The following is a 24,657-nucleotide window of genomic DNA, read 5'->3' on the forward strand; positions in this document are numbered from 1 at the left end:
TTGGGTCAGACTGTATCAGCCTCCCCCGGCAGCAAAGCAGCCTTGGTGCGGGTAGAGAGACTTGAACTCCCACGCCTTGCGGCACCAGAACCTAAATCTGGCGTGTCTACCAATTTCACCATACCCGCGTCCCTAAAACCGCATAGCAATGCCTACGCATGAGGCCTTCCGGAGCGCGGCGTCTCTATATCACCCGATTCAAACCGCGCAAAGGAAAAATGACACTTGTGCGTCCGGGAGCGGGGAATGGCCGATTTTTGCGAAAACAGTCAGTAGAAGGGCTCGTCATAGACGGGCTTGCCGTCGAGAAGCAGGCTTTTGATCTGTGCCGTGCCAGCGGCAGAGACGCTGGCGGCTATAGCCAGCCGGCCCTCCGCCGGCGCCTGCTCGAGATGCCGCCCCTCGCCTTCGGGCACATAGTAGCTCTCTATGCCGTAATCGACCCGTATGGCGGTCGTGTAATCCGACGGGCGATAGTCGAAGGGCAGGCTCATAAGCACCACCGAGCCCTCCTCCGCCGCCAACGACCCGAAGGATGATTCGGCGATGCCCCAGTAGCCGTCGGCCTGCTTCTTCAGCCGCACCGACAGGCGCTGCTCGCCCTTGCCTTGCGGCCGCGCCCCGGTCAGCGTCTCCACCGGCACGCTGGAGATGTCGTAGTTGAGGATGGCGTATTCGCCGCGCAGGAGATCCCGCGGATCGACCGGCGCCGCCTTCAACAGGACTTCTGCGCCATTGCGCAGGATGACCGCGTGACTTGTCACCATAGTGGCGAGGATGCCGGTCTGCAGCAGCGCCAGCGCGATGGCGGCGATAAAGGCGCGCCGGCCGAGCGCGCGGCGGGGATGAACGGTGTCGCTGAGATAACTCATGCTGCCATCTCCGGCTTCCGGCTTCCGGCAAAGCGACGCTCCAGGCGGATGACCAGCCAGGCGACGACGGCGACCAGCAGGCCCGAGACGAGGAAGAAGCCCGAGGTGCCGATGATCGAGCCGAGGGTCTCGGAGGCCAGGAACAGCATTTCGGCGGCAAACACCAGATAGGCGAGATAGCGCACCGCGCCATTGTCGCGGCCACGGATGCCGATGGCGCCGACGGAAATGGCCAGCGTAACCACACCCAGCGCCACCAGCCTCGGGCCGCTGATGATCTCGACGTGCAGCATCAGGAGCCCGATGGCGACGACGAGGAATGTATAAAAGGCCGGCGCTGCGCCAGCGGTCCGCAACAGCCCCGCCAGGGGTGGCAGCGGCAGGCTGACGGTGAGAAAGGCGGCAAGGCCGATGGAAGTATAGAGCACGGCCATCCCCAGCCCCTGGTTCAGCGAATAGATCCAGGTCAGCCAGCCGATGACGAGCAGATAGACCAGATGCCGGGCCCGGCCGGCGCCGGTGTAATAGATCAGCGCCAGCACAAGGGCGGCCATGATCGGCGGCGCATAGGGCGCCCAGCCGATCCAGTCGGAGACGTGTGCCTCGAGGTAGAGCCCGAAATAGAGCCAGGCCAGAAAGCCGGCCACCACGACCTGGCTGCCGGAGCGAAACAGCGCCGCCGACAGGCAGGCCAGCCCGAACCACAGCAGCACCATGGTCATCTCGTCACCCGACAGATGATACATCTGCGCCACCAGCGAAACGGCGGCACCAAAACTCAGCGTCGCCAGCAGCAGCATGGCAGTCGCCAGTTGCGGCTGGTCGCGGTTGGCGAAGGCGGCGCCCGACAGATAGAAGGCCCAGATCAGCACGAGGCAGCCGATCGCTCGAACGAGACGCGGGATCGCCTCCCAGTTGGAAGCCACCAGCAGCAGGATTGCGGCAGCCACCAGAAGCGCCGCCAGCACCGCAAGCACCCGCCCGAGACTGAAGCTTGCCGGCCGGCTGTCATAGTCGGCTAGTATGGCGCTTGCCTGCCCCTTTTCCAGCAGGCCTTTACCCACCCAAATCTCGATATCCCGCTGAAGTCTGCCGCGATACATCTCTTCCCCTTGCCCTGCCGGACGCACCCGCCCCTCACCTATATATCGGGCAAACCGAACCGGAGGCAAACGCCATTCACGCCGTTCTTCGGGATCACCCGCGGAACAGCAGAACTGGCCGCCCATCGCGCTTTAACGGAGTTTTAAATCCCGTACATTAAGATCGCCTAATGGAAAAACGCGCGCATCGCCGGCATGCACTATAGACATGGCTGACCGCGCTTTTCCGCACAGCACGCGATTCGCAGGATTCGTGCTCCGCAGCAGCGCCGCCCTCCGCTCTCAGCGCGGATGAAGCGGCAGAGTGAATTCGGGGCGGCACAGGCAATCGGCCCCGACGGATTGGCGCCTCCCCCCCAGCCAATCCCAGCAAACGACGTCCGCCGCTCTCCTCCATCGGCGGACGTCGTTCCCCCCGACTAAGCGCCTTCGACGATAACCAAGGCCACGCGGCGCCCCTGACAGCACCTGCGCGTCGTCCAGCACGGCAAACCTTAACGAGCCGGCGAACGAAGCTGTTAGTCGCAACAGAATCTTCACAAATGCGCTCATTTTATAACCACTGAGGATGAAATATGATGCGAGAGATGCATGCAGCGCATGGGTGTCATGATGCATCAGCGCTTTTTAAATCATCTCAATCGATTATATTCCAACTCATCAAACGGAAGCCAGCGCAGCAAAGAGCGGCTGGCAAGCAACCCTCGGAAAGGGGATTACGATGAACATCACTCGCTCGTACAACAACTGGCGCAAGTATCGTCAGACCGTCAACGAACTCGGCCGCATGACTACCCGCGAACTGCACGACCTCGGCATCGACCGCTCCGACATCCATCGCGTTGCCCGCGAAGCCACCGGTCGCTAACAAGACCCTGGCATCGCCCATCGCGATCGCCTTACAACGCCCGTTGCGGACCTCCGCGGCGGGCGTTCTCTTTTGCCCATTACTTTGATTTCTCGTCGGACCAGAGGGCCAAAAGCAGATATCTGCAAGCCGCCTAAATTTTAGCTCACGGCTGATATTTATGCGGCACATTGCACAAACGCATGGCAGAAGCCTTTTAATTGCACTGCACATTTCCCGGTCGATCGCCTATATGAGGGTCAATCGCTGACACGGCAATCACGCCGTTCGCCACCCGATCGACCTGAGGATATGACCATGAACCCGATCCGTATTGCAAAGAGCTGGATTTCCTATCGCCGCACCCTGAGCGAACTCGGCAGCCTGTCGAACCAGACGCTCTCCGACATCGGCATCAGCCGCTACGAAATCCGCAACATCGCAAACCGTTCGTTCCGCTAATCTTCGACGGAACGTTCCTTTAAAAACGGCGCCCTGGTGGCGCCGTTTTTGATTCCGGGAGATTGGAACAGGCACCTCGCCGTGCTATGGACCCGCCCATGAAAACAACCTCCTCCCCCATCCACGTCATCGGCGGCGGCCTTGCCGGCTCTGAAGCCGCCTGGCAGATCGCAGCCTCCGGCATTCCCGTCATCCTGCACGAGATGCGCGGCGTTCGCGGCACCGACGCCCATAAGGGCGACGACCTCGCCGAACTCGTCTGCTCCAACTCCTTCCGCTCCGACGATGCCACCAGCAATGCCGTCGGCGTCATCCATGCGGAAATGCGGCTGGCCGGTTCGCTGATCATGGCCTGCGCCGATCGCAACCAAGTGCCGGCCGGCGGCGCGCTCGCGGTCGACCGCGACGGCTTTGCCGCCGACGTGACCCGCGAGGTCGAAGGCAATCCGCTGATCACGGTCGTGCGCGAGGAAATCACCGGCCTGCCACCAAAGGAGTGGGACCAGGCGATCATTGCCACCGGCCCGCTGACGGCGCCCGGCCTTGCCGCAGCCATCCAGCAGGAAACCGGCGCCGATGCGCTCGCCTTCTTCGACGCCATCGCGCCGATCGTCTATCGCGACAGCATCGACATGGACATCTGCTGGTTCCAGTCGCGCTACGACAAGGTCGGCCCCGGCGGCGACGGCAAGGACTACATCAACTGCCCGATGGACGAGGCGCAGTACAACGCCTTCATCGATGCCCTTGTCGCCGGCGACGCCGTCGGCTTCAAGGAATGGGAAGGCACGCCCTATTTCGACGGCTGCCTGCCGATCGAGGTCATGGCCGAACGCGGCCGCGAAACGCTGCGCCACGGGCCGATGAAGCCGATGGGGCTGACCAATGCCCATAACCCTGGCGTAAAGGCCCATGCCGTCGTCCAACTCCGCCAGGACAACGCGCTGGGTTCGCTCTACAACATGGTCGGTTTCCAGACCAAGCTGAAATACGGCGCGCAGGCGGAGATCTTCCGGCTGATTCCAGGCCTGCAGAATGCGGAGTTTGCCCGCCTCGGCGGCCTGCACCGCAACACCTATATCCACTCGCCCGTCCTGCTCGACCACTCGCTGGCGCTGAAGTCGCGGCCGGGGCTTCGCTTTGCCGGCCAGATCACCGGCTGCGAGGGCTATGTCGAGAGCGCCAGCATCGGCCTGCTCGCCGGCCGCTTTGCCGCCGCCGAACGAAAGGGCGAGACGCCGAACCTGCCGCCCGCAACGACAGCACTCGGCGCCCTGCTCAACCACATCACCGGCGGCCATATCGTCAGCGACGAGGAGCCCGGCAAGCGGTCGTTCCAGCCGATGAACATCAATTTCGGATTGTTCCCGGAACTCGAGCCCGGTTCGATCGTCAAGCCCGAAGGCATCAAGCGCTTTCGCGGCAAGGACAAGACGATCATGAAGCGCCAGCTGGTGGCAAAACGGGCGTTGGCCGATTGCAGGGCCTGGCTTGGCCTACCACCTGCTGCGGAGCCTGTCGCGCAACCGCCACTCGAAGTCGCCGGACAAGAAGCCGCTCAGGCCTGATTGGCAGCTGTCGTGTCTGGCAGCGCCAGGTCTTCGGTGGCGACGTAGTTGCCGAGCAGCCAGAGCGAGACCTCGGCAGCCTCCTTGGCTGACGGGAACGCGTAAGTGCCGTTATGATGCGGCGCATCGAGGAAATCGATGGTGATGCGGCGGTTGTCCGCCGCGTCGCGCACACGGGCGCGGCCCGGTTCAATCAGGTGACAGGCGAAATGCCTGCCGCTGTCCTTCATGAAGCCGGCTTTGTTATCGTGCAGCCGGACAAACAGGGCCTTGCCATCGCTGGTCTTCTGCAACTGCCGGATCGCTTCCAGCGGGAAGGCGCGGCCGAATTCGAGAATGGCAAGGCCGACGTCGTTGAGGCTGTCTTCCCTGTCGCGCGCCACCATGCCGGTCGCGAAGAAACCAAAGCCGATGATCGCGGCGAAGATCACCAACCAGATAACAATAGCCATGGCGATTCTCCCTTCGGAACGTGAGGCGCTGCATCGCCGATAACGCGCGAGACTTGCGCGAGTTTGACCAGCGTCAAAATTTTCCGCGCACGGCGGCGATTGCCATGCTGAGCTGCCGGCGCCATTGCGGCGGTTGGAACGGCTGGTCGAGCACGCCGGCGCCGAGCGCGCGCGCCCTTCGCAACGTTGGACCGACGAGCGCCACCGGGAGAAAAGCAGGCACCAAGTCCTTTGGAACGGGTCCAGACGCCCGGGCCTTGGCCAGATGCTCATGGCCGAGCCCCACGAAGGCATCGATCGCAGCACCGATCCGCGCGACGTCCTTGCCGTCGAGGAAGGCCTGTCGGTCAAGCCCAACGGCCGTCAGGATATCGAGCGGAAGATAGAGCTGGCAGCGATGGCGATGCAGCGGCATCAGCAGCAGGCAGCCGGCAATCGCCTGTGCTACGCCTGCATGACCGGCGGCATGGCTCGACTGCATCGCATCCTCCGGCGACAGAACGAGCCCGGCCAGTTGGATCAGCGCGGAAGCGGTCTCACCCGCATAGCCTTCCAGCGCATTGCGGTTTTCCATCGGGTCGTCGTAGAGATCGAAAATCCGGGCATCGATCATGTTGATCAACGTCGCGCGCGGCAGCCGATGGGCCTCGATCGCCCGCAGCAGTTCGGAGGCAAGCGGATTGGCCTCCGTCGAGCCATGCGACTGGCCCTCAAGCAGGTCGCGCCAATATTGCAGCCGCACCTCTCCGGGGAGCGGCTCGTGCACGAGGTCGCGGATACGGGCGAGTTCTGCATGGAAGCCATAGAGTGCTGCCAGCGACCGGCGCTTGTCTTCCGGCGCCAGCAGGCACGCCAGATAGCGGTCGCGATCGGTTTCTCGGAGCGTGGCGAGACAGATGTCGGGGTTGCTGCGCTGTCCTTCGGTCGCCGCCATACTCAATCCTAATCGACGGCGATCAACGCGCAGGCCACTGCCCGCGATTCGGACAGCATGATGTTGAAGGTCCGAACGGCCGCACCGGTGTTCATTGGATCAGACGAGATGCCGGCTGCGCGAAGGGCTGTCTTAAGCTCCTGCGGCAGCGGCAGCATGTCTGTGCCGGTTCCGACCAGCAGGAACTCGATCTCCGCCGCCTCGTCGAGCACCTTCTGGAAGAGCGCCGGCGTCAGCGCGTCGCCTGCGACAGCGTTCCAGCCGTAAATGCCCGAAGGCAGGCAGAGCAGCGAGCCGCGATGGGACATGTCGGCGAAGCGAAAGCCGCCATTGCCATAGACGTCGATCGGCGCGCGTCCGGGAAAATGCGCCGAGCGTATTTCGATGCCACGCGCCATCAGGCCACCGCCTTGCCGGCCGGCGGCAGATCGGGCGCGGGGTCCGGCGAAACGCCCTTCGGCCGAAGCTTGAAGGCGATCAGCACCGGTGCGGCGATATAGATCGACGAGAAGGTACCGACGGCAACGCCGAAGAACATGACAAAGGTGAAGGAGCGGATGACCTCGCCGCCGAAGATGGACAGGGCCAGCAAGGCCAGCAGCGTGGTGGCCGCCGTCAGCACAGTGCGCGATAGCGTCTGGTTGATCGATGCATCGATCAGGATCGGTAGCGGCATCTGCTTGTAGTGCCTGAGATTCTCGCGGGTCCGGTCGTAGACGACGACGGTATCGTTCAGCGAATAGCCGATGATCGTCAGCACTGCGGCGATACTCGTCAGATTGAACTCGATGCCTGTCACGACGAACAGGCCGAATGTCAGGATGATGTCGTGAAGCGTGGCGATGATGGCGCCGAGCGCATACTGCCAGGCGAATCGCACCCAGATATAGATGAAGATCGCCGCAAGCGAGGCGAGCACACCGAAGGTCCCTGCCCGCGTCAGCTGGCCGGAGATCGCCGGTCCGACGACCTCGACGCGGCGAAACTCATAGGCGTCCTGCAATTCGCCGCGCACCAGCGTCACCGCCGATTGCTCGGCATTCTCGCCGCCATCCTGCGACTGCAGCCGGATCAGCGCGCCGGTGGCATTGTTGATCGGACGCGCCTGGACGTCGCCGATATTGAGCTGGCTCAACCGCGTCTTGATGTCCGGAATATCCACCTTGCCCTGCTTCGCCCGGACTTCGATCAGCGAACCACCGGTGAAGTCGACGCCGAGATGCATGCCGACGGAGAAGAATCCAACCATCGCGATCAGCGACAGCACCGCCGAGACGGTGAAGGTGTAGCGGCGGATGCCCATGAAGCGGATGTGGGCGCCGTCGAACATCGCCGTCCGCACGCCCTTCGGCAGATGTTTCGGACGCCGGCGCTTGATCCAGGTGGCGATCAGCCAGCGGGTCAGCGTGAAGGCGGTGAACAGCGATGCAATGATGCCAATGCCGAGCGTCACGGCGAAACCGCGCACCGGCCCGCTGCCCATCGAGAACAGGATGGCGGCGGCGATCAGCGTCGTCACGTTGGCATCGATGATCGTGGTATAAGCGCGCGCAAATCCGCTTTCGCAGGCCTGCACGAAGGGTGTGCCGGCTTTCAGCTTCTCGCGGATGCGCTCGTAGATCAGCACGTTGCTGTCGACCGCTAGTCCCATGGTGAAGATGATTCCGGCGATGCCAGGCAAGGTCAGCGTCGCCTGAAAGAAGCTCAGCACAGCCATGATCAGAATGATGTTGAACACCAGCGCGGCCGTCGCAAAGCCTCCGAGCGAGCCGTAGAAGAACACCATGAAGCCAACCACGGCGAGCGCCCCGACGATGCCGGCAATGACGCTGGCCTTCACCGAATCCGCACCGAGGCCGGGCTCGATCGTGCGCTCTTCGACAACGGTCAGCGTTGCCGGCAGCGAGCCGGAGCGAAGCAGGATCAAAAGGTCGGCCGCACCCTCGGGCGAAAAGTTGCCGGCCAGCATGCCCTTGCCGTCGGTAATCGGCTGCTTGATGAGCGGCGCCGAGATGACCTGATCGTCGAGCACGGCGACATAGGGCTTGCCGACATTCTTGGCGGTCGCCTGGGCGAAGGCCTGGGTCGCCTTGTCGTCGAGCTGAAAGGTGACGACATTCTGCTTGGTGGCCGGATCGAGTATTGCCTCGGCACCGACGATGCTCTGGTCGCTGGCAACAGGCCGCTTGACCACCAGATAACTCTCAGGCGGGTCGTCCTGCGAATAGAGGACTTCAGAATTGGCAGGCGGCTGCGTATCGATCGCGGTCTGCACCGGCATGCTGGTATCCAGCATGTTGAAGGTAAGCTTGGCGGGCTGGTTCAGCAGCGTCTTCAGGCGCTGCGGGTCGGTGAGCCCTGGGACCTCGACGATCAACCGATCGATGCCCTGTTTCTCGATCAGCGGCTCACGACGACCAACCTGCTTGACTCGGTTTTCTACCACGTCGATCGACTGGTCGACGGCAGCCGACACGCGGAAATTGATGCCGTCATTGGTCAATGCCACGGTGATCAGGCCGTCATTGCCCGATGTCACCGCTGCCTCGCGGATGGCGCCGCCGGTCGAGGAGGTCCCAATGCTGTCGGTGAGCGGCTTCAGCGCATCCGTCGCCGCCTGCATCTGGCCGGCGTCGGCAAGATGCAGGGTGATGGTCTGGACGGTGCCGCTGAGATCGGATGTGGCGATCTTGGCGTCGCGCAGGCGGCGGGCGACATCGTTGATGGTCGCCTGAAGTCGTGCTGCAACGATCTCGTCACGCTCGATCTTCAGCGAGATCCGCGATCCGCCCTGCAGATCAAGGCCCAGAACGGCCTTGTGATGCGGCAGCCAACTCGGAAACCGCGCGAGCTGGCGCTCGCTGAACAGATTGGGCAAGGCGACGACGACGCTGATGAAAACGGCAAGCCAGACCAGGATTGTCTTCCAGCGGGAGAATTGCAGCATGGCGTTCTCGACTTTGGCGCTTCATCGCGACGCGGCCGCTTGGCCGTCGTCGGTCTCTGCTGCTAGGCTGCGTCTGCCTTGACCGGCTCACCCTTGACGCGCACTTCCGAGATCGCCGTACGGACGACGCGGACCTTGACGCCTTCGGCGATTTCGACTTCCAATTCCTTGTCGTCGACGACCTTGACGACCTTGCCGACGATGCCGCCGCCGGTGACGATCTGGTCGCCGCGACGGATATTCTTCAGCACGTCGTCACGCTTGCGGGCCTGGGCGCGCTGCGGCCGGATCAACAGGAAATACCAGACGACCATCAGCGGGACGAAGAGGAAAATCATTTCCATGCCGGAACCGCCAAACGCGCCCATGGCGGAATCGGTGGCGCTCTGGGCGTATGCGTTGGTGATAAACATCGGAAGCTCCTCAAGACCCGGGCGGAAAACAACCCGTTATACCGCGCGGGATATCATTGTGATCGGTGTATATGCAACAAAAACAGCCGCTCAGCGTACCATTTTCCAAGGGTCTTAACCTTTCGGCTGCGGAAAGGCCATGCTACCCGGCAGCGAAATGATTTTTTACGGCTCAGCCCCATCTGCCATTCCGGAGGAACCACGGTGACCGAAGACCAAAACCTGCTGATCCTGCGCGAACTCAGCCGCCTTGCGGCGGCCGTCGAGCGGCTGGCCGGCCCTCCGCCCGCCATCAATGATTGGGACGCCGCGGACTGCTTTGTCTGGGCTCCTGCGCGCCAGCATCTCCAGCCGGTACCGAGGCCCAATCGCGTGGCGATCGGCCTCATCCGGGGGGTCGATCATGTGCGCGATATCCTGCATGAGAACACGCTGCGTTTTGCCGAGGGCTATGCCGCCAACAACGTGCTGCTGTGGGGCGCGCGGGGAATGGGCAAATCGTCGCTGGTCAAGGCGGTGCATGCCGATGTCGGCCGGGCAACCGGCGTGCCGTTGAAGCTGGTGGAGGTGCACCGGGAGGATATCTCGACACTGCCGCTGCTGCTCGACCTGGTGAAGGGGGCGCCGCTGCGCGTCATCATCTTCTGCGACGACCTGTCCTTCGACCATGACGACACGGCCTACAAGTCGCTCAAGGCAGCCCTCGACGGTGGCGTCGAGGGGCGGCCGGACAATGTGCTGTTCTATGCCACCTCCAACCGCCGTCATCTCCTGCCGCGCAACATGATGGAGAACGAACAGTCGACGGCCATCAACCCTTCTGAGGCAGTCGAGGAAAAAGTCTCGTTGTCGGACCGTTTCGGCCTTTGGCTCGGTTTCCACAAATGCAGCCAGGAAGACTATCTGCTGATGATCGACGGCTACGCCGATCACTTCAAGCTTGCGCTCGATCGTGCCGAAATGCACCACGAGGCGCTCGCCTGGGCGACGACGCGAGGCGCACGCTCGGGGCGCGTGGCCTGGCAATATATCCAGGATCTCGCCGGTCGGCAGCGAATTACGCTCGAGCGCGATTGAATTCGCTGAGGCAATTCGAAACATCCGCAGACACGGACCGAATGGTCACCCCATCGATTCCACGTTTTCGCATATGCTTGAATATCGAATATCATAAATTTTAATGTGCTAATTAGGAAATACTTCAGCCTGCCGCGCTACGGTCCGAATGGGGAAAATGACTGACCTCATGAAAGGCTATGACCAGCCAGCGCATGGAGGCACTATGTCGTTTTTTCGTAGCAAAGCCGGCCACGAGGCAGTCGCACTCATAGGCGTAGGCGGGGCCATATGGGGGCTGGGGGCAAATTTCGATGTCTTCGAAAAGCTATCCAGGCTTGTGGCGCAATACGACAGCTACGAATTGGACGATATACTGCTCGCCGCATCGGTCACCGGGCTCGTCAGTCTGATCTATTCCGCCCGCCGCGTGCACGAACTTCGCCGTGAGATAAATCGCCGAAAGCACGCGGAGCAGGACGCGGAATGGATGAGCGGCCACGACGAGACGACGAGGCTCCTCAACCGTCGCTCGTTGCAGCAGCGCATCGGTTGCGCGGGCGATAGCGGTTCTGTCGGCATTATCTCCTTCGAACTCCACGGCTTCAACAAGATCAAGGACCTCTTCGACCATCAGGCAGCCGATGACGTACTCCGGGAAATGGCAGAGCGCCTGAAGCAGATCTTTGCCTATCAAAATGTCTTCAGGACCGGTGGGCGCGAGTTCGTTGCGCTGATCGACCGCAATGGCGAACCGGATATGGCGGCTGTCGCCGAAAAGCTGGTGGCGGCCGTGGCACGGCCGGTCATCGTCAACGGGCAGGCCATGGATATCTCCATCTCGGCCGGCCATGCCACTTTTCCGGATGACGGCGCCTCCATGAGCGATGTCCTGCGCTGCGCGGAAGTCGCGATGGAAGCCGCCAAGAACGATCCCTTCAAGACGGTTCGCGTTTTCGAAGGCAAGATGCGCGAACGATGGCAGGAACGCACCAAGCTTGAGAAGCAGCTCCGCCAGGCGGTCCATGCGAATGCGATCACGCCGCACTACCAGCCGATCGTCGACCTCAAGACCGGCCGCATCAACGGTTTCGAGGCACTGGCGCGGTGGGAACCCTCGCCCGGACACTTCATCCCGCCCACCAGCTTCATCGAGCTGGCCGAGCGCACAGGACTGATTGCCGAGCTGACGGTAAAACTGTTCCGCACGGCCTGTGCCGACGCGCGCGATTGGCCGGACCACGTCATCCTCTCGTTCAACCTCTCGCCGACACAGCTGCACGACGGACTGCTCGGCATCCGGATCCTGACGATCCTCTCGGAGATGGGCGTTCCGCCATCGCGGCTGGAAATCGAAATCACCGAGTCCGCCCTCGTTCAGGATCTCGTCGCGGCAGAGCGCATCCTCGATGACCTGAGGAACGCCGGCATACGCATTGCGCTCGACGACTTCGGCACCGGCTATTCCAGCCTCGGCCAGCTGTCGCGTTTCAGCTTCGACAAGATCAAGATCGACCGCATCTTCGTGTCGGGGAGCGGTGACATCAAGAAAAACGGGAAGATCCTGAAAACCATCATCAGCCTCGGCAAGGGCCTCGACATCCTGACGACCGCCGAAGGCATCGAGACCAACGAACAGTTGCGGGCGCTGACCCGGATGGGCTGCAACCTCGGCCAGGGCTATCTCTTCGGCAAGGCCGTCCCCGCCAACGACGCCCTCAAGATGCTCGAATCCCAGGCCGCCCAACCGCAGAAGAGAAGCCGCCAGGCCGCTTGATGTGTCAGGCCAGCGTCGAGCCGCAACGCGCGGCGGGTGCGCCAGCATCCCACATTTATCGACGACGCAGCGAGCTACGTCCTAAGTGAACACGGCGCCGCCGCCATGAAGTCCGGCCAGCGCCCACAACTCCGCCACTGAAACAGCTGGACTGTAAGGCTGACTGACAAACGGCCGCTTCCGGCTCCACCACCCCCCGAAAAACACCCCGCACGCCGAGGCAAGGCAAGCCCTGAACGACAAAAAGCCCGGCATGACCGGGCTTTTTGCAGACGCCTCGAGATGCACTACCTATTCGAGGAATGTCATTGGGTTGACCGGCGATGCGTTCTTGCGGACTTCGAAGTGCATCTGCGGCTGCTTGGCGTTGCCGCTCATGCCTGACGTCGCCAGGGTCTGGCCACGCTGGATCTTCTGGCCGCGCGTCACGCTGAGGGCGTCGGCGTTGCCGTAGACGGTCACGGTGCCGTCGTCGTGGCGCACCAGCACCGTGTTGCCGAGCGCCTTCAGGCCGTTGCCGGCATAGATGACGACGCCATTCTCGGCGGCCTTGATCGGCGTACCCGACGGAACCGAGATATCGATGCCGTCGTTGCGGCTGCCTTCGACATTGGCACCATAGCCGGCGATGACAGCGCCGCGCACCGGCCAGCGATATTTGCCGATGCCGGTCGATTCCGGTGCGGCCGAGCCGGCATCCGACTTCTGGGCGTCGCTGACGGACTGGGTCGGCAGAGATGCGACCTTGGTCGGCTCTTCAGCCGCAACCGGAGCGGCGGCCTTGACCGGTGCCTTCTCCGGAGCGATCGAGGCAGTCTTCAGCTGGTCGGCAGCCGGCGAGGCCGCACCATGCGGCAGCTTCAGCGTCTGGCCGACCTGGATGCCGCCCTTTCCGATGGTGTTGGCCTGCTTCAGGGCGTCGATATGCGTTCCGGTCGCCTTGGCGATCTTGGACAGCGAATCGCCCGGCTTGACGACATAGGTGCCGGGTGTCGGACCCTTGCCATCACCGGCGGAAAGCTTGCCGGCGCCGTTATCGGCACTCATCTGCTGTTTGTCGCGGGCAGTGCTGCCGTTCGGCAGGACAGCGGCATCCTGCTCCGGCGCCTTCATCGGCGTCGGCTGGTTGCCGCTCTTGTCGAGATCCGTTGCCTGCGACGATGCCTTCACGACATTGGCGCCGCCATTCATGGTCGGGATGATGATCTTGGTACCCGGCTGCGCGGAAGCGGAATTGCGCAAGCCATTGACGCGCAAGATTTCCTTTTCAGGCACGCCGTAGCGGCTGGCGAGCGTCTTGGTGCTCTCGCCCGGCCGCAGCGTGACGCTCGGCGCATTGTCGCCTGTCCAGGCGGATGGCTTGCCGGGCGTGGTGCCTGTCGCGAGGGTCCGGTCCGGCGACATGCGCGGCGGCGCCAGCGCATGAGGCGGCTCGCCACGGTTGGCCGGATAAGGCTGAGCCATCGCCTGCTGCTCTTCGCGCGGCGGGCGGGTTGACAGATGATCCGATGTAGCGATGCCGGCCGGCGCTGCCAGCTCAGACCGCTGGACCGGAGGAGCCGAAGCGATGCGGGCGCTGGAATAGGCCGGCTTGTAGGTCTGCGGCTGCGACGGATAGGGCTGGTTCATCGCGGAATTTCCGTCGCCGTAATCTGACTGCCCGGAGGCAACATTGGCGCGCGGCACCGGGTCGGCTGGAAGGCCACTCAGCTGCCTCCGCGGAATTGAGTTCGTGGTGATATTGTCGGAGCCGGAGCTTCCGAACATCCCGCCAAAGCGCGAAGCGTCGGAGCTGCAGCCTGTTGCGGCGCTTGCAAGAAATGCCGCAACCAGAACCTTGCCTGTGGTCTTGTTGATATTTAACGGAACACTGAAACGCATGACTCGACCCACTTAAGACGCTACCATCTGTGAGGACCATTAAAGCGCGTTAATCTTACCATGCCGTTAAGGCGCTGGAGTCATATGGATTTTTTTGACATATTGCTAACCATAGCGATCCCATTGCGCCTGCGCGGCGCTGAAGACGCGGCCCGGCAGCTTGATCAGAGGTAGGAGGCGACCTGCGGGATGATCGGCAGGTAGGGAGCCTCGAAAAGCTCCTCACGCTCGAACCGGCTGCCGGTCTTCGTCAGGCGCACCATGCGGCAGACCGTGTCGGAGATCATGACCGGCGTGATCATCGAGCCGCCCGAGACCAGTTGGTCGGCATAGAAGCGCGGCATGGTGGGGAAGGCGCCGGTCACCAGGATGCGGTCGAACGTGCCCTCGCCCGGCATGCCGGCGCTGCCGTCCGCCTGGCGCACGATGATGTTGCGTATCGACATACCCTCGAAGCGCTTCTGCGCCGCCACCGTCAGCGTCTTGTAGCGGTCGACCGTCAGCACCCGCTCGCCAAGCCGGGCCATGACGGCCGCCGTGAAGCCGCTGCCGGTACCGACCTCGAGCACCCGGTGGCCGGGTCTGACCTTGAGATGGTGCAGGAGACGCACGACCAAGTCGATGCCCTCCATGAACGATCCGCATTCGATCGGGATGGTTCGGCTGGTATAGGCATCGGCCACCGCCTGCGGCGGCACGAACAGCGAGCGCGGCGTCTGCTCGACGGCGGTCAGCAGATCGATGTCCGAAATGCCTTCGGCGCGCAGCCGCAGCACCACTGCCGCGAAGCCTTCCCTTTCAAGAAGCCGAGCTGTCAAACCGATACTCCATCACCAAGCGCCCGCGTCATGGGGGCCTTTCCGCGATCCTTGGCGGCATCGGGTTTAAAAGATGTTACCAGGATGGGTATTTGTCGACGAAGGGCGGGGCCTGCGCAGGATGCGCTAAAAGATACCCGTCGGCCGGCTTCGGGCGGAAGCTGGAGCGCCCGACGGGATCCGTCATGATTGGTCGACAAAACTTCCAATGCCCTGCCCGCGCCTAAGCTGCCCGCTCGATCGTCTTCAATCCACCCATATAGGGCACGAGAACCTCGGGCACAGTCACCGAGCCGTCCTCGTTGAGATAATTCTCGAGCACCGCGATCAGGCAGCGGCCGACGGCAGTGCCGGAGCCGTTCAGCGTGTGGACGAAGGTGGTCGCCTTATCATCCTTGCCGCGATAGCGGGCATTCATCCGGCGGCCCTGGAAATCGCCGCAGACCGAGCAGGACGAGATTTCGCGGTAGGCATCCTGGCCGGGCAGCCAGACCTCGATGTCGTAGGTCTTGCGGGCGCCAAAGCCCATGTCGCCGGTGCAGAGCGTCATCGTGCGGAAATGCAGGCCCAGGCGCTTCAGCACCTCCTCGGCGCAGGCCGTCATCCGCTCGTGTTCGGCAACGGCGCTGTCGGCATCGGTGATCGACACAAGCTCGCACTTCCAGAACTGGTGCTGGCGCAGCATGCCGCGCGTGTCGCGGCCGGCCGATCCCGCTTCCGAGCGGAACGATGGCGTCAGCGCCGTGAAGCGCAGCGGCAGCTTGTCCTGTTCGAGGATTTCGCCCGAGACCAGATTGGTGAGCGGCACTTCCGCCGTCGGGATCAGCCAACGGCCATCGGTCGTGCGGAAAAGGTCTTCGGAAAACTTCGGCAGCTGGCCGGTGCCGTACATGGCTTCGTCGCGCACCATCAGCGGCGCGCTGACTTCGGTATAGCCGTGCTCGCCGACATGCAGGTCGAGCATGAACTGGCCGAGCGCCCGCTCGAGCCGCGCCAGCGGTCCCGTCAGCACCGTGAAGCGCGAGCCGGAAATCTTGGCAGCCCGCTCGAAATCCATGTAGCCGAGCGCTTCGCCGATCTCGAAATGCTCCTTAGGCGCGTGGTTCCAGCGCGGCTTTTCGCCGAAGGTGCGGGCCACGACATTGTCATGCTCGTCCTTGCCGACGGGAACGTCGTCGAACGGAATGTTCGGCAGCCGCGACAGCGCATCGGTCAGCGCCGCGGTGAGCTCGCGCTCCTCCACTTCCGCCGCCGGCATGGCGACCTTGATCTCGGCAACTTCCGCCTTCAGCTTCTCGGCAAGCTCGCTATTTTTCTGGGCCATCGCCGCACCGATATCCTTGGAGGCGGCGTTGCGGCGCGACTGCATGTCCTGCAGTGCCTGGACGACGGAGCGGCGCTTCTCGTCGAGCGCGATGATCGATTGCGCCTGCGGCTCGGCGCTGCGCTTGGCCAGCGCCGCATCGAGGGCTTCGGCATTGTCGCGGATCCATCTGATATCGAGCATCGTCGTTCCCGGTCGCTTCGTGAAAACAGCTCCGGCCGGGGCCTGACCAAGCCTCCAGCCGGAGTTTAAGGGCTATCCGCGGAAATGCGGCGTAAAACTCAGTCGTCGTCGCGTGGAGCGAGGGCCGAAGGAGATTCAGTATCTTCCTCGACCTGGCGCTTGCGGCTGCGCTCCACCATACGCGCGGCGTAGATGGAAATCTCGTAGAGAAGGATGGTCGGCACGGCAAGGCCGATCTGCGACATGGGGTCCGGCGGTGTCAGCACGGCGGCGACGACGAAGGCGAGCACGATGGCGAACTTGCGCTTTTCGGCCAGCCAGGTCGATGTCAGCAACCCGACGCGGGCAAGCAGCGTGGTGATGACCGGCAGTTGGAACACCAGACCGAAGGAAAACACCAGCGTCATGATCAGGCTGAGATATTCCGAGACCTTCGGCATCAGCGAGATGGCGATTTCGCCATCGGCCGGCGACTGCTGCATCTTCAGGAAGAACCACATCACCATCGGGCAGAAGAAGAAATAGACCAGCGCCGCCCCCATCAGGAAAAGCACTGGCGAGGCGATCAGGAACGGCAGGAAGGCGTTACGCTCGTTCTTGTAGAGGCCGGGGGCGACGAACTTGTAGACCTGTGCGGCAATGATCGGAAAGGCGATGACCAGCGCGCCGAACATGGCGACCTTCACCTGCGTGAAGAAGAACTCCTGCGGCGCCGTGTAGATCAGCTGCGACTTGGCAACATCGAGGTGAGCCCAGATGACAGCCCATTTATAGGGATAGACCAGATAATTGAACAGCTGCTTGGCAAAGGTGAAGCAGACAACGAAGGCGACGAAGAAGGCCGCGATCGACCACATAAGCCGCGTGCGCAGCTCCATGAGGTGTTCGATAAGCGGCTGCGGCTTATCGCCGATGTCACTGGTCATGCATCATTTTCCTTGGTGACAGGCGCTGAAGGCGGCGAACCGGTGGGTGATTCTGTCGAAGCGCACGATGCCGCAGGCTTGCGCGCGGCTCGCTTCGGTTTGTCGTCGGCAGGCAGCCCCACCTGCGCAGGCTCGACGACGGAGGGCTCCGAGAGCTGTGTCGTCTCGACCCTGGCGCGCGACCGGCGAACAGGCTTTACGGGCGACAGCACTTCGGTGACAACGGGCACGGAGGCATCGACAACAAGCGCTTCCGCCTTGACGCGCGGCTTGCGCGGCGCCTTGGGAGCCGGGATAGATTCGACAACCGTGTCCGGCGCCGGCACCTCGGTGACAACAAGCTCCGGCTTCGTGCGCGGTTTGCGTAGCGGCTTTGGCTTGGTGACCGCCTCCGACACCACCTCGGGCGGCGGAGCAATCACTTTCGACGCTTCGGCGGTCTCCACGGCCACCGATGCGGCAGGCTCGGGCGACGGTGTGCCGGCGGCAATGGCTGCCGGCTGCGTGTCCGGAGTGTGCTCGACTGACGTCGAGCGCTGCAGATCGGCCTTGATGTCGTTACCCATTTGCCGGAGCGGGTTCATCGCCTCCCGCAGACTGTGCGCGGGATTCAGCTTCTGGGCATCGGCTATGGTCTGCCTGACGTCATCGAGGTCGGCTTCCCTCAGGGCGTCGTCGAATTGCGCCCTGAACTCGCCGGCCATCTTGCGGAAACGCGTCATCGTCTTGCCGAACGTCCGCAGCATGGGCGGCAGGTCTTTCGGGCCGACGACAACGATCAAAACAACCGCTATGACGAGCAGTTCGCTCCAACCTATATCGAACATGAAAGGCTCCTGGGCAGGCACGGCACGAAGAGGCCGCCATGCACCCCATCGTGGTTATTTCGTTTCGTCGGCCTTGTGATCGACAGTGCGGCCCATTTCCGGACGGATGGGATCGCCGCGCTGCGCGTCGCGCGTCGCTGCCGTTTCGTCCTCGTCGGTCATGCCCTTCTTGAAGCTCTTGATGCCCTTGGCGACGTCGCCCATCAGTTCCGGGATCTTGCCACGGCCGAACAACAACAGCACGATGGCCAGAACGATCAGCCAGTGCCACATACTAAAAGAACCCATTGCGATACCCCTTGTGTTATGTCCGTAGGATGTAAGCGGTTTGCCGCCCATTTTCAAACACCAAAATCACCCGTCGCGCAGACTTGATGCCGATAACCGCCCGACTGTCGCGGCCGACGAGTGTCCTAGCCCGGTTGCAGACGAAGTCTTGGCAAATCGCCGCCTAAAACCCGCCTTGCGGCGCAAGCCTCTGATCGCCAACGTCAATCGGGCGCGCCGGTCGGCGCCAGCAGTCCGAGTTCCTCGAGATCCAACTGGGTGATGGGATCTTCGTCCTCGGTCAACTCGTCGCTCATGACAGGCGACGGCATATTGAAGTTGGCCGGAATGCGGCCGGATAGCAGGCCCGCGCCCTTCAACTCTTCGAGACCAGGCAGATCCCGCAGCTCTTCCAGCCCGAAATGGTCGAGGAAATCCCGTGTGGTCCCGAGCGTCACCGGCCGGCCCGGCGTGCGCCGGCGACCGCGAAAACGCACCCATCCGGCTTCCATCAGCACATCCAGCGTGCCCTTGGAGGTCTGCACGCCCCTGATGTCCTCGATTTCGGCGCGCGTCACCGGCTGGTGGTAGGCGACGATCGACAGCACTTCGAGCGCCGCCCGCGACAGCTTGCGGACCTCGTTCTCGTCGCGGCGGATGAAGAAGGACAGATCGGCGGCAGTCCGGAACGCCCAGGCGTCGTCGGCCTGGACGAGATTGACACCCCGCCCCGCATAATCCTCGCGCAGCCGCAGCATCAAGGCACGTACGTCGATGCCAGCCGGCAGGCGGTCGCGGATATAGGTCTCGGAGACGGGCATCGCCGAGGCGAAAATCAGCGCTTCGGCAATCCGTTCGGCTTCGCGCAGGCGCGCCGCATCGGCAACCGCCTGCCCGCTCGCCTCATCGTGATCTTCCGCTTCCGACACGCCCACTCCTATTCCCCCGCGTCAAGCACGCTGTGCTTGGGTCCGCGCCGCATGTAGATCGGCTGGAAGGCAGCCTCCTGGCGGATTTCCATCTTGCCTTCGCGCACGAGTTCCAGCGAGGCGGCGAAGGCGCTGGCGATGGCCGTCACCCTTTCGCTCGGATCGGTCATGTAGCGCAGCAGATAGTGCTCCAGCGCCGTCCACTCCGGCACGTCACCGATCATTCGCGTCAGGATGGCGCGCGCCTCGACCAGCGACCACACCGTCCGGCGCTCGATCGTCACCTGCGTGATCGCCTGGCGCTGACGCAGTCCGGCATAGGCGTTGAGCAGGTCGTAGAGGCTGGCATCGAACGCCGACTGTCGCTGGTCCGGTATGTGCTCCGGGGCACCGCGGGCAAATATGTCGCGACCAAGCCGGTTGCGGTTGACGAGATTGGCGGCCGCATCGCGCATGGCTTCGAGACGCTTCAGGCGAAACGCCAGCGCCTCTGCCATTTCCTCGCCGCTTGGACCCTCGTCCTTGTTTTGCTGGGGAATCAGCAGCTTCGACTTCAGGAAGGCGAGCCAGGCGGCCATGACAAGGTAATCGGCAGCAAGCTCGATGCGCACCCGCCGCGCGGTCTCGACGAAGACAAGATATTGCTCGGCCAGCGCCAGCACAGAGATCCGTGACAGATCGACCTTCTGGTTTCGAGCCAGATGCAGCAGCAGATCGAGCGGTCCTTCGAAGCCGGCGATATCGATGACCAGCGCCGGCTCGTGTGGGTCCCGGTCGGCGGTGTTTTCCTGCCATAGGCGATCCATCGGCGTTGCCGCCGCCTTGGTCAGATCCGTCGCCTTACCACTACTCACTCAAACCCCCTTGATGACCGCCCACTCAGGCGATCGCCAGCATCCCGTCGAACTCGGCACGAATGGCAGCCTCGTCGGCGCCATCGCTATGGCCGAAGGCCGCTTCGACACGCCTGGCCCGTTCCAGACCGGCACCTGCGAGAACCGGAACATTGCGCACCACCTGCTGCATCTCATCCATCAGGCCGTTGCAATGCAACACGATATCGCAGCCGCCCGCAACGATATTCGCCGCGCGCTCGCCGATCGTGCCCTTGAGCGCATTCATCGACGTGTCGTCGGAGATCAGCAGGCCCCTGAAGCCGATATAATCGCGGATGATCTCGTCGATGACGATCTTGGAGGTGGTGGCGGGGTTCTGAGGGTCGATGTCGGTGAAGACGACATGGCAGGTCATCGCCATCAGTTCGTCCTTCAATGCCATGAATGGCGGAAAATCATGGGCTTCGAGTTCAGCCCGCGAAACGGTGACGACGGGAAGCTCGTGGTGCGAATCCGCAAAACCACGACCATGTCCCGGCACATGCTTCATGACCGGCAGCACGCCGCCAGCCTTCAGACCCTCGGCTGCCGCGCGCCCCATCTCGGTGACGATGACGGGATCGCCGCCATAGGCGCGATTGCCGATGACATTGCTGCTGCCCTCGATCGGCACGTCGAGCACCGGCAGGCAGTCGATGTTGATGCCAAACTTCAGGAGGTCGAAAGCATGCAGCCGCGACATCAGCCAAGCGGCCCGCAGCCCGGCCTCGCGGTCGCGACGATAGATGTCGCCCAGCGCTTGTCCCGAGGGATAATGCGGTAGGATCGGCGGGCGGATACGCTGAACCCTGCCCCCTTCCTGGTCGATCAGGACAGGCACATCCGCGCCGACGCTGTCGCGCAGCGCGGCCACCAGATCGCTGATCTGCGCCGGCTCGCCGATATTGCGGCCAAACAGAATGAAGCCCCAGGGCCGTTCGCCCGCATAGAAGGCGCGCTCTTCGGGAGTGATGGACAGGCCGCTGCAGCCCAGGATCATTGCTTTTGATTCGGTCATGTCAAAAACAATAGAGACGCCGGTTGACGATGACGAGCGGCAGGCTGGGCTCTTGCACAAAAAAGAACGGCGGGCCGAGGCCCGCCGTTCGCAGATGGTTGGATCGATCCCTTACTTCGAGATCAGGCAGGTCCCGCCGGCGGCCCGGAATTTGGTGCAGAGAGCGGCGGCATCGTCCTTGGAGCCTGCGGCGACGCGGACGCGGTAATAGGTGCCCTTGCCGGCGATATCCACCTTGCGGACCTCCATCGGCCGTCCACCGAGAACGCTGGCATATTTCGCCGACATGTTGGCCTGCGAGCGCTTGGCTTCGTCTTCCGAAGGCAGCGACGCGATCTGCATGACATAACCGCCTGTCGAAACGGCAGCCGGTGCCTTGACCGGTGGCGTCGCCGGATTGGCCGAGGCGACTTGGGTCGGTTGTGTTGCAACCGGTGGCTTGGCGGCGACCTGCGCGGCTGGCGGAGGCGTCGTGCTGTTCGGTCTTGTCGGACGAACGGTCGGGATCGGCGCGGTATCGGTGGTTGCCGCGAGAGGCGCATCGGCAGCCGGCGTTGCAGCAGCCAGTGCAGGTGGCGTGTTGGCCAGCTGCGTCGTTTTCACGGTCCGGATCGGTGCGCTTTCCGCGCTCGGTCCATCGCTGTCGCTGGCGGACGCCACCTGTGTATTGGCAGCAGGGGTCGGCGTTGCCGTTGCCGTCGATGTCGTGACGTTGTCATCGACCGGTGGCGCTTCCTCGCGGGCGACCAGCGAGCCGTCAGGCTTGACGATCATCGTCCGGACACGGCGCGGTGCAACGGCTGAATTGTCCTGGCCGTTGACGGGAGCGGCGTTGCCCTGGCCCGGCAGCAGGCGCGGATCTTCCGTCTCACCGACAGGCGTCGACTGGTTGGCCGCCTCAAGGCTGCCCTCGCTGTCGTCAGGCAAGCTGTTTTCCGGGATCAGCGTTTTCTGGACGACGTCGACCGGCTGCTCGTCCGAGGTGACGAGTTCCTTCTGCTTCGGCGGCTGGTTGGCCGCACCGGCAACGCGGTCATAGACGGCCTTGTCCTGGTTGGGGACAACCTTGCCGCCCGGATCGGCCGGCACAACCTTGATCGGGTCCTTGTCGGCGGTAATGACGCGAGGTTCGCCCGAGGCAAAGCTCAATGGCGAGCCGCTGTGCGCGACCCAACGATACATGCCATAGGCACCTCCGCCCAGCACCACCACGGCAGCGGCGGCGATCGCCAAGCCGCGCATGGAGCGGGCACGCCAGCGGTCGTTGGCAGTGTGGGAGGATTCGAACATCAGTTGCGAGACATTCTCGGGCGGGTTCGACGTCTCGCGGAAGCTGCGACGGAAATCCTCCTCGAGCGCCCGCTCGAATTCATCGAGCCCCTCGCCGGCCTTCGCCTGCATCGTCACGCCGCGCACAGGCGCAGCCGCAGCGGCAAAACCCTGCGTCACCGCCGCTTCGGCGATGGGAGCCGCTCGGGCGGGTTCCGGCGTCGCATCGGCCGGAGCGTTGAACAGGTTCGCCATTTCGGCATCGATGTCGAAGTCGTAATCCGGAACGGCGCTGACGGGCTCTTCCGGCTCGGCCGGCGGCAATGCCGGAACGTGGATGCCCTCGAAGCTCTCGACGCGGTCTTCCGTCTCGCCGATTTCATTCGGATCGAAGGGCAACTCCTGCTCCTCGTCGACCACAGGCGCAGGTTCATGGGCAGAAACGCCTGCGGCAACGGCAGCGGCGGCCATGGGCGCAGCAAAAGACGGCGCCTCGTAACGCTCGTCCTGCTGCGTGGCAAAGCTTGAAACAATTGGCTTTTCATAGCGATGCTGTGGCGCATCGTAGCGCGGCTCAGCGGCCGGCGCCGGCTGACGCCAGTCCGCGACCGGCTCGGTCACAACAGGAGACGCCACTACGGCCGCTGCCACAGGCTTCGGCTCGGAAAAATCCAGTTCGGCCAGTTCGAGTTCGATATCGGCGAGATCCAGGTCGAAATCATGATCGTCGAAGCCATCGATGCCTTCATCGGCCGCAGCCTGCGCCACGGGCGCCGGATCGGGCTGACGGACCTCGGCCGGCATCGCCGCAGCAGGCGCCGCCTCGGGGGCGGCAGGCGCCACCGGTTTCGCCAAGGAGGAATCAAAGCGGGCGGCGATCTCTTCGCGCGACGGGACCGGATAGCGCGAGACGTCGGCCAGAAGATCGTCGATATCAAGGCCCTGATAGCCTGAAGACGGCGAGGCAACCGGTTCTGCAACGGCGGCAGCGGCCCGGAACTCGGTGTCGAGATCAGCGGACGGCTGATCGAAGCTGGAAACCGCCACCTCCTCCGGCTCGGCAAAGACCGGCTCGGGCGCTGCGACGACGGAAGCCTCAGGCTGGACCGACTCATGACGGTCGATCTCGGCCGGATAGTCGAGCGCCATTGGCGACTCGAAACCGGCGACCGGCGCAGGCTGCGATGTCGGAATGTCGATCACCGGCTCCGGCGCCGGCATCGTAGATGCGTCGCGGCGCGGCGCATTGAAATTGGCCAGCGGAAGACGGATCGTGGCGGCGGCCCACTGTTGCGTCTTCGGCGCGACAGGCTGAACCTCGGGAGCACCGATCGACATCTCAAGCTCGTCGGCAAGATCGCGGGGCGCAGAGGCTGCCCCTGCAACGGCCTGTTCGACGACCAGCTCTTCATCGACCGGCATGGTCGCGGGCTCAACGACGGAATCCCAGCTTTCTTCGGCAGGGTTCCATTGCGTCGAATCGTTGGCGGCAACGGGCGCCGAGTAGGCACCTTCATTTTCGTAGGCGGGCTGCGGCTCAGGCACGTGCGGAGCTTGCGGCTCGTGACGGGCCTGCGGCGCATAGGCCTCTTCGAAATCGGCAGTCGTTTCGGCCGGCAGGTCTTCGCCGCGGTCGGGCTCAGGGGAAACGTCCGGCGCACGATTGGCCTCGACGCTTGGCGCCGGCTGCGATGCCGGCGCGCCCCGAGGCGCGTCGTAGCGCTCGAACTCGCGCAAAAGCTCATCTTCGAGATCGAAGGCGGGTTCCTGTCGCTGATTGGCAGCCACAGGTGTGGATGGCCGCTTGTCGTATCCGACGATGCGGGCGAGTTCTGCCAGCGGATCATCGTCCGCGAAGAACTCATCTTTTCCGCCTGCGCGGTACGCCAACTGTTTTTCAGCCATTACT

21 protein-coding genes, 1 tRNA gene and 1 pseudogene are annotated in these 24,657 nt (G+C 63.3%); 5 read left to right on the forward strand and 18 right to left on the reverse strand.

Annotation, left to right across the window (positions count from 1 at the left end):
* Positions 1-43 precede the first annotated feature (43 nt).
* The 3 genes from VH564_RS19630 to VH564_RS19640 all read right to left on the reverse strand — a co-directional run bounded on the left by VH564_RS19630 (position 44) and on the right by VH564_RS19640 (position 1,975).
* Positions 44-128, reverse strand: a tRNA-Leu gene (locus VH564_RS19630).
* 141 nt (positions 129-269) lie between these two features.
* A complete protein-coding gene (locus VH564_RS19635) occupies positions 270-872 on the reverse strand; it encodes a GDYXXLXY domain-containing protein (RefSeq protein ID WP_423341547.1) in 603 nt (200 codons plus the stop codon).
* Positions 869-1,975 carry a DUF2157 domain-containing protein gene (locus VH564_RS19640; protein ID WP_423341548.1) on the reverse strand — a complete coding sequence of 369 codons (1,107 nt, stop codon included), beginning with the start codon at positions 1,973-1,975 and terminating at the stop codon, positions 869-871. Before VH564_RS19640 ends, VH564_RS19635 begins: the two co-directional genes overlap by 4 nt.
* A 721-nt stretch (positions 1,976-2,696) precedes the next feature.
* On the opposite strand from VH564_RS19640, the gene VH564_RS19645 reads away from it, so the two are divergent.
* From VH564_RS19645 to trmFO, 3 genes are all read left to right on the forward strand, one after another.
* Positions 2,697-2,843: a DUF1127 domain-containing protein gene (locus tag VH564_RS19645; protein WP_423341549.1), complete on the forward strand. Its 147-nt coding sequence runs from the start codon at positions 2,697-2,699 to the stop codon at positions 2,841-2,843.
* Positions 2,844-3,140: 297 nt separating this feature from the next.
* A complete protein-coding gene (locus tag VH564_RS19650; RefSeq protein WP_111221763.1) occupies positions 3,141-3,284 on the forward strand; it encodes a DUF1127 domain-containing protein in 144 nt (47 codons plus the stop codon).
* 98 nt (positions 3,285-3,382) lie between these two features.
* Positions 3,383-4,852: a methylenetetrahydrofolate--tRNA-(uracil(54)-C(5))-methyltransferase (FADH(2)-oxidizing) TrmFO gene (gene trmFO, locus VH564_RS19655; RefSeq protein WP_423341550.1), complete on the forward strand. Its 1,470-nt coding sequence runs from the start codon at positions 3,383-3,385 to the stop codon at positions 4,850-4,852.
* Here trmFO and VH564_RS19660 read toward each other — a convergent pair.
* The 5 genes from VH564_RS19660 to yajC form a co-directional block, all read right to left on the reverse strand.
* The gene (locus VH564_RS19660; RefSeq protein ID WP_423341551.1) at positions 4,843-5,304 is read right to left on the reverse strand and encodes a hypothetical protein; all 462 of its coding nucleotides are present in this window, start codon (positions 5,302-5,304) and stop codon (positions 4,843-4,845) included. The two genes, trmFO and VH564_RS19660, sit on opposite strands and share 10 nt — an antisense overlap.
* A gap of 73 nt (positions 5,305-5,377) precedes the next feature.
* Positions 5,378-6,238, reverse strand: coding sequence for a phytoene/squalene synthase family protein (locus VH564_RS19665; RefSeq protein WP_423341552.1), 861 nt, complete (start codon positions 6,236-6,238; stop codon positions 5,378-5,380).
* An 8-nt stretch (positions 6,239-6,246) separates the two neighbouring features.
* On the reverse strand, positions 6,247-6,636 hold the full coding sequence (locus tag VH564_RS19670; protein WP_423341553.1) for an Mth938-like domain-containing protein: 390 nt from the start codon (positions 6,634-6,636) through the stop codon (positions 6,247-6,249).
* A complete protein-coding gene (gene secDF, locus VH564_RS19675) occupies positions 6,636-9,185 on the reverse strand; it encodes a protein translocase subunit SecDF (protein WP_423341554.1) in 2,550 nt (849 codons plus the stop codon). The genes VH564_RS19670 and secDF overlap by 1 nt, the downstream gene beginning before the upstream one ends.
* Before the next feature lie 62 nt (positions 9,186-9,247).
* Complete coding sequence (yajC, locus tag VH564_RS19680; RefSeq protein WP_423341555.1) at positions 9,248-9,598, reverse strand: preprotein translocase subunit YajC; 351 nt, start codon at positions 9,596-9,598, stop codon at positions 9,248-9,250.
* A 204-nt stretch (positions 9,599-9,802) separates the two neighbouring features.
* On the opposite strand from yajC, the gene VH564_RS19685 reads away from it, so the two are divergent.
* A complete protein-coding gene (locus tag VH564_RS19685) occupies positions 9,803-10,675 on the forward strand; it encodes an ATP-binding protein (RefSeq protein WP_423341556.1) in 873 nt (290 codons plus the stop codon).
* Between the two features lie 205 nt (positions 10,676-10,880).
* Positions 10,881-12,431 (forward strand): putative bifunctional diguanylate cyclase/phosphodiesterase, encoded by a 1,551-nt coding sequence (locus tag VH564_RS19690; RefSeq protein ID WP_423341557.1) that lies wholly within the window; start codon positions 10,881-10,883, stop codon positions 12,429-12,431.
* Between the two features lie 291 nt (positions 12,432-12,722).
* Here the strand turns inward: VH564_RS19690 and VH564_RS19695 are convergent, their stop codons facing one another.
* From VH564_RS19695 to VH564_RS19740, 10 genes and pseudogenes are all read right to left on the reverse strand, one after another.
* A complete protein-coding gene (locus tag VH564_RS19695; protein ID WP_423341558.1) occupies positions 12,723-14,312 on the reverse strand; it encodes a peptidoglycan DD-metalloendopeptidase family protein in 1,590 nt (529 codons plus the stop codon).
* 164 nt (positions 14,313-14,476) lie between these two features.
* Positions 14,477-15,130, reverse strand: coding sequence for a protein-L-isoaspartate(D-aspartate) O-methyltransferase (locus VH564_RS19700; RefSeq protein WP_423341559.1), 654 nt, complete (start codon positions 15,128-15,130; stop codon positions 14,477-14,479).
* Between the two features lie 223 nt (positions 15,131-15,353).
* Positions 15,354-16,637 (reverse strand): serine--tRNA ligase, encoded by a 1,284-nt coding sequence (serS, locus tag VH564_RS19705; protein ID WP_423341560.1) that lies wholly within the window; start codon positions 16,635-16,637, stop codon positions 15,354-15,356.
* A gap of 98 nt (positions 16,638-16,735) precedes the next feature.
* Positions 16,736-17,563 (reverse strand): twin-arginine translocase subunit TatC, encoded by an 828-nt coding sequence (gene tatC / locus VH564_RS19710; protein ID WP_423341561.1) that lies wholly within the window; start codon positions 17,561-17,563, stop codon positions 16,736-16,738.
* 266 nt (positions 17,564-17,829) lie between these two features.
* Positions 17,830-18,390, reverse strand: a pseudogene (gene tatB / locus VH564_RS19715) (Sec-independent protein translocase protein TatB); the annotation flags it as partial.
* A gap of 54 nt (positions 18,391-18,444) precedes the next feature.
* A complete protein-coding gene (locus VH564_RS19720) occupies positions 18,445-18,678 on the reverse strand; it encodes a twin-arginine translocase TatA/TatE family subunit (RefSeq protein ID WP_423341562.1) in 234 nt (77 codons plus the stop codon).
* Positions 18,679-18,881: 203 nt separating this feature from the next.
* Positions 18,882-19,526 (reverse strand): SMC-Scp complex subunit ScpB, encoded by a 645-nt coding sequence (gene scpB, locus VH564_RS19725; RefSeq protein ID WP_423341610.1) that lies wholly within the window; start codon positions 19,524-19,526, stop codon positions 18,882-18,884.
* 68 nt (positions 19,527-19,594) lie between these two features.
* Positions 19,595-20,392: a segregation and condensation protein A gene (locus VH564_RS19730; protein WP_423341611.1), complete on the reverse strand. Its 798-nt coding sequence runs from the start codon at positions 20,390-20,392 to the stop codon at positions 19,595-19,597.
* 73 nt (positions 20,393-20,465) lie between these two features.
* The gene (gene nagZ / locus VH564_RS19735; RefSeq protein ID WP_423341563.1) at positions 20,466-21,479 is read right to left on the reverse strand and encodes a beta-N-acetylhexosaminidase; all 1,014 of its coding nucleotides are present in this window, start codon (positions 21,477-21,479) and stop codon (positions 20,466-20,468) included.
* A 111-nt stretch (positions 21,480-21,590) separates the two neighbouring features.
* Positions 21,591-24,653 (reverse strand): SPOR domain-containing protein, encoded by a 3,063-nt coding sequence (locus tag VH564_RS19740; protein ID WP_423341564.1) that lies wholly within the window; start codon positions 24,651-24,653, stop codon positions 21,591-21,593.
* Positions 24,654-24,657 lie beyond the last annotated feature (4 nt).

Source organism: Rhizobium sp. HT1-10, from assembly GCF_049472505.1.
Taxonomy (GTDB): Bacteria; Pseudomonadota; Alphaproteobacteria; order Rhizobiales; family Rhizobiaceae; genus Rhizobium.

Coding starts and splice junctions, on each gene's coding strand:
- VH564_RS19690 (WP_423341557.1), top strand. CDS start 10,881: ATGTCGTTTTTTCGTAGCAAAGCCGGCCACGAGGCAGTCGCACTCATA.
- VH564_RS19640 (WP_423341548.1), bottom strand. CDS start 1,975: ATGTATCGCGGCAGACTTCAGCGGGATATCGAGATTTGGGTGGGTAAA.
- trmFO (WP_423341550.1), top strand. CDS start 3,383: ATGAAAACAACCTCCTCCCCCATCCACGTCATCGGCGGCGGCCTTGCC.
- yajC (WP_423341555.1), bottom strand. CDS start 9,598: ATGTTTATCACCAACGCATACGCCCAGAGCGCCACCGATTCCGCCATG.
- VH564_RS19670 (WP_423341553.1), bottom strand. CDS start 6,636: ATGGCGCGTGGCATCGAAATACGCTCGGCGCATTTTCCCGGACGCGCG.
- VH564_RS19635 (WP_423341547.1), bottom strand. CDS start 872: ATGAGTTATCTCAGCGACACCGTTCATCCCCGCCGCGCGCTCGGCCGG.
- tatC (WP_423341561.1), bottom strand. CDS start 17,563: ATGACCAGTGACATCGGCGATAAGCCGCAGCCGCTTATCGAACACCTC.
- VH564_RS19720 (WP_423341562.1), bottom strand. CDS start 18,678: ATGGGTTCTTTTAGTATGTGGCACTGGCTGATCGTTCTGGCCATCGTG.
- VH564_RS19695 (WP_423341558.1), bottom strand. CDS start 14,312: ATGCGTTTCAGTGTTCCGTTAAATATCAACAAGACCACAGGCAAGGTT.
- VH564_RS19665 (WP_423341552.1), bottom strand. CDS start 6,238: ATGGCGGCGACCGAAGGACAGCGCAGCAACCCCGACATCTGTCTCGCC.
- VH564_RS19660 (WP_423341551.1), bottom strand. CDS start 5,304: ATGGCTATTGTTATCTGGTTGGTGATCTTCGCCGCGATCATCGGCTTT.
- VH564_RS19730 (WP_423341611.1), bottom strand. CDS start 20,392: ATGGATCGCCTATGGCAGGAAAACACCGCCGACCGGGACCCACACGAG.
- serS (WP_423341560.1), bottom strand. CDS start 16,637: ATGCTCGATATCAGATGGATCCGCGACAATGCCGAAGCCCTCGATGCG.
- secDF (WP_423341554.1), bottom strand. CDS start 9,185: ATGCTGCAATTCTCCCGCTGGAAGACAATCCTGGTCTGGCTTGCCGTT.
- VH564_RS19650 (WP_111221763.1), top strand. CDS start 3,141: ATGAACCCGATCCGTATTGCAAAGAGCTGGATTTCCTATCGCCGCACC.
- VH564_RS19645 (WP_423341549.1), top strand. CDS start 2,697: ATGAACATCACTCGCTCGTACAACAACTGGCGCAAGTATCGTCAGACC.
- nagZ (WP_423341563.1), bottom strand. CDS start 21,479: ATGACCGAATCAAAAGCAATGATCCTGGGCTGCAGCGGCCTGTCCATC.
- VH564_RS19740 (WP_423341564.1), bottom strand. CDS start 24,653: ATGGCTGAAAAACAGTTGGCGTACCGCGCAGGCGGAAAAGATGAGTTC.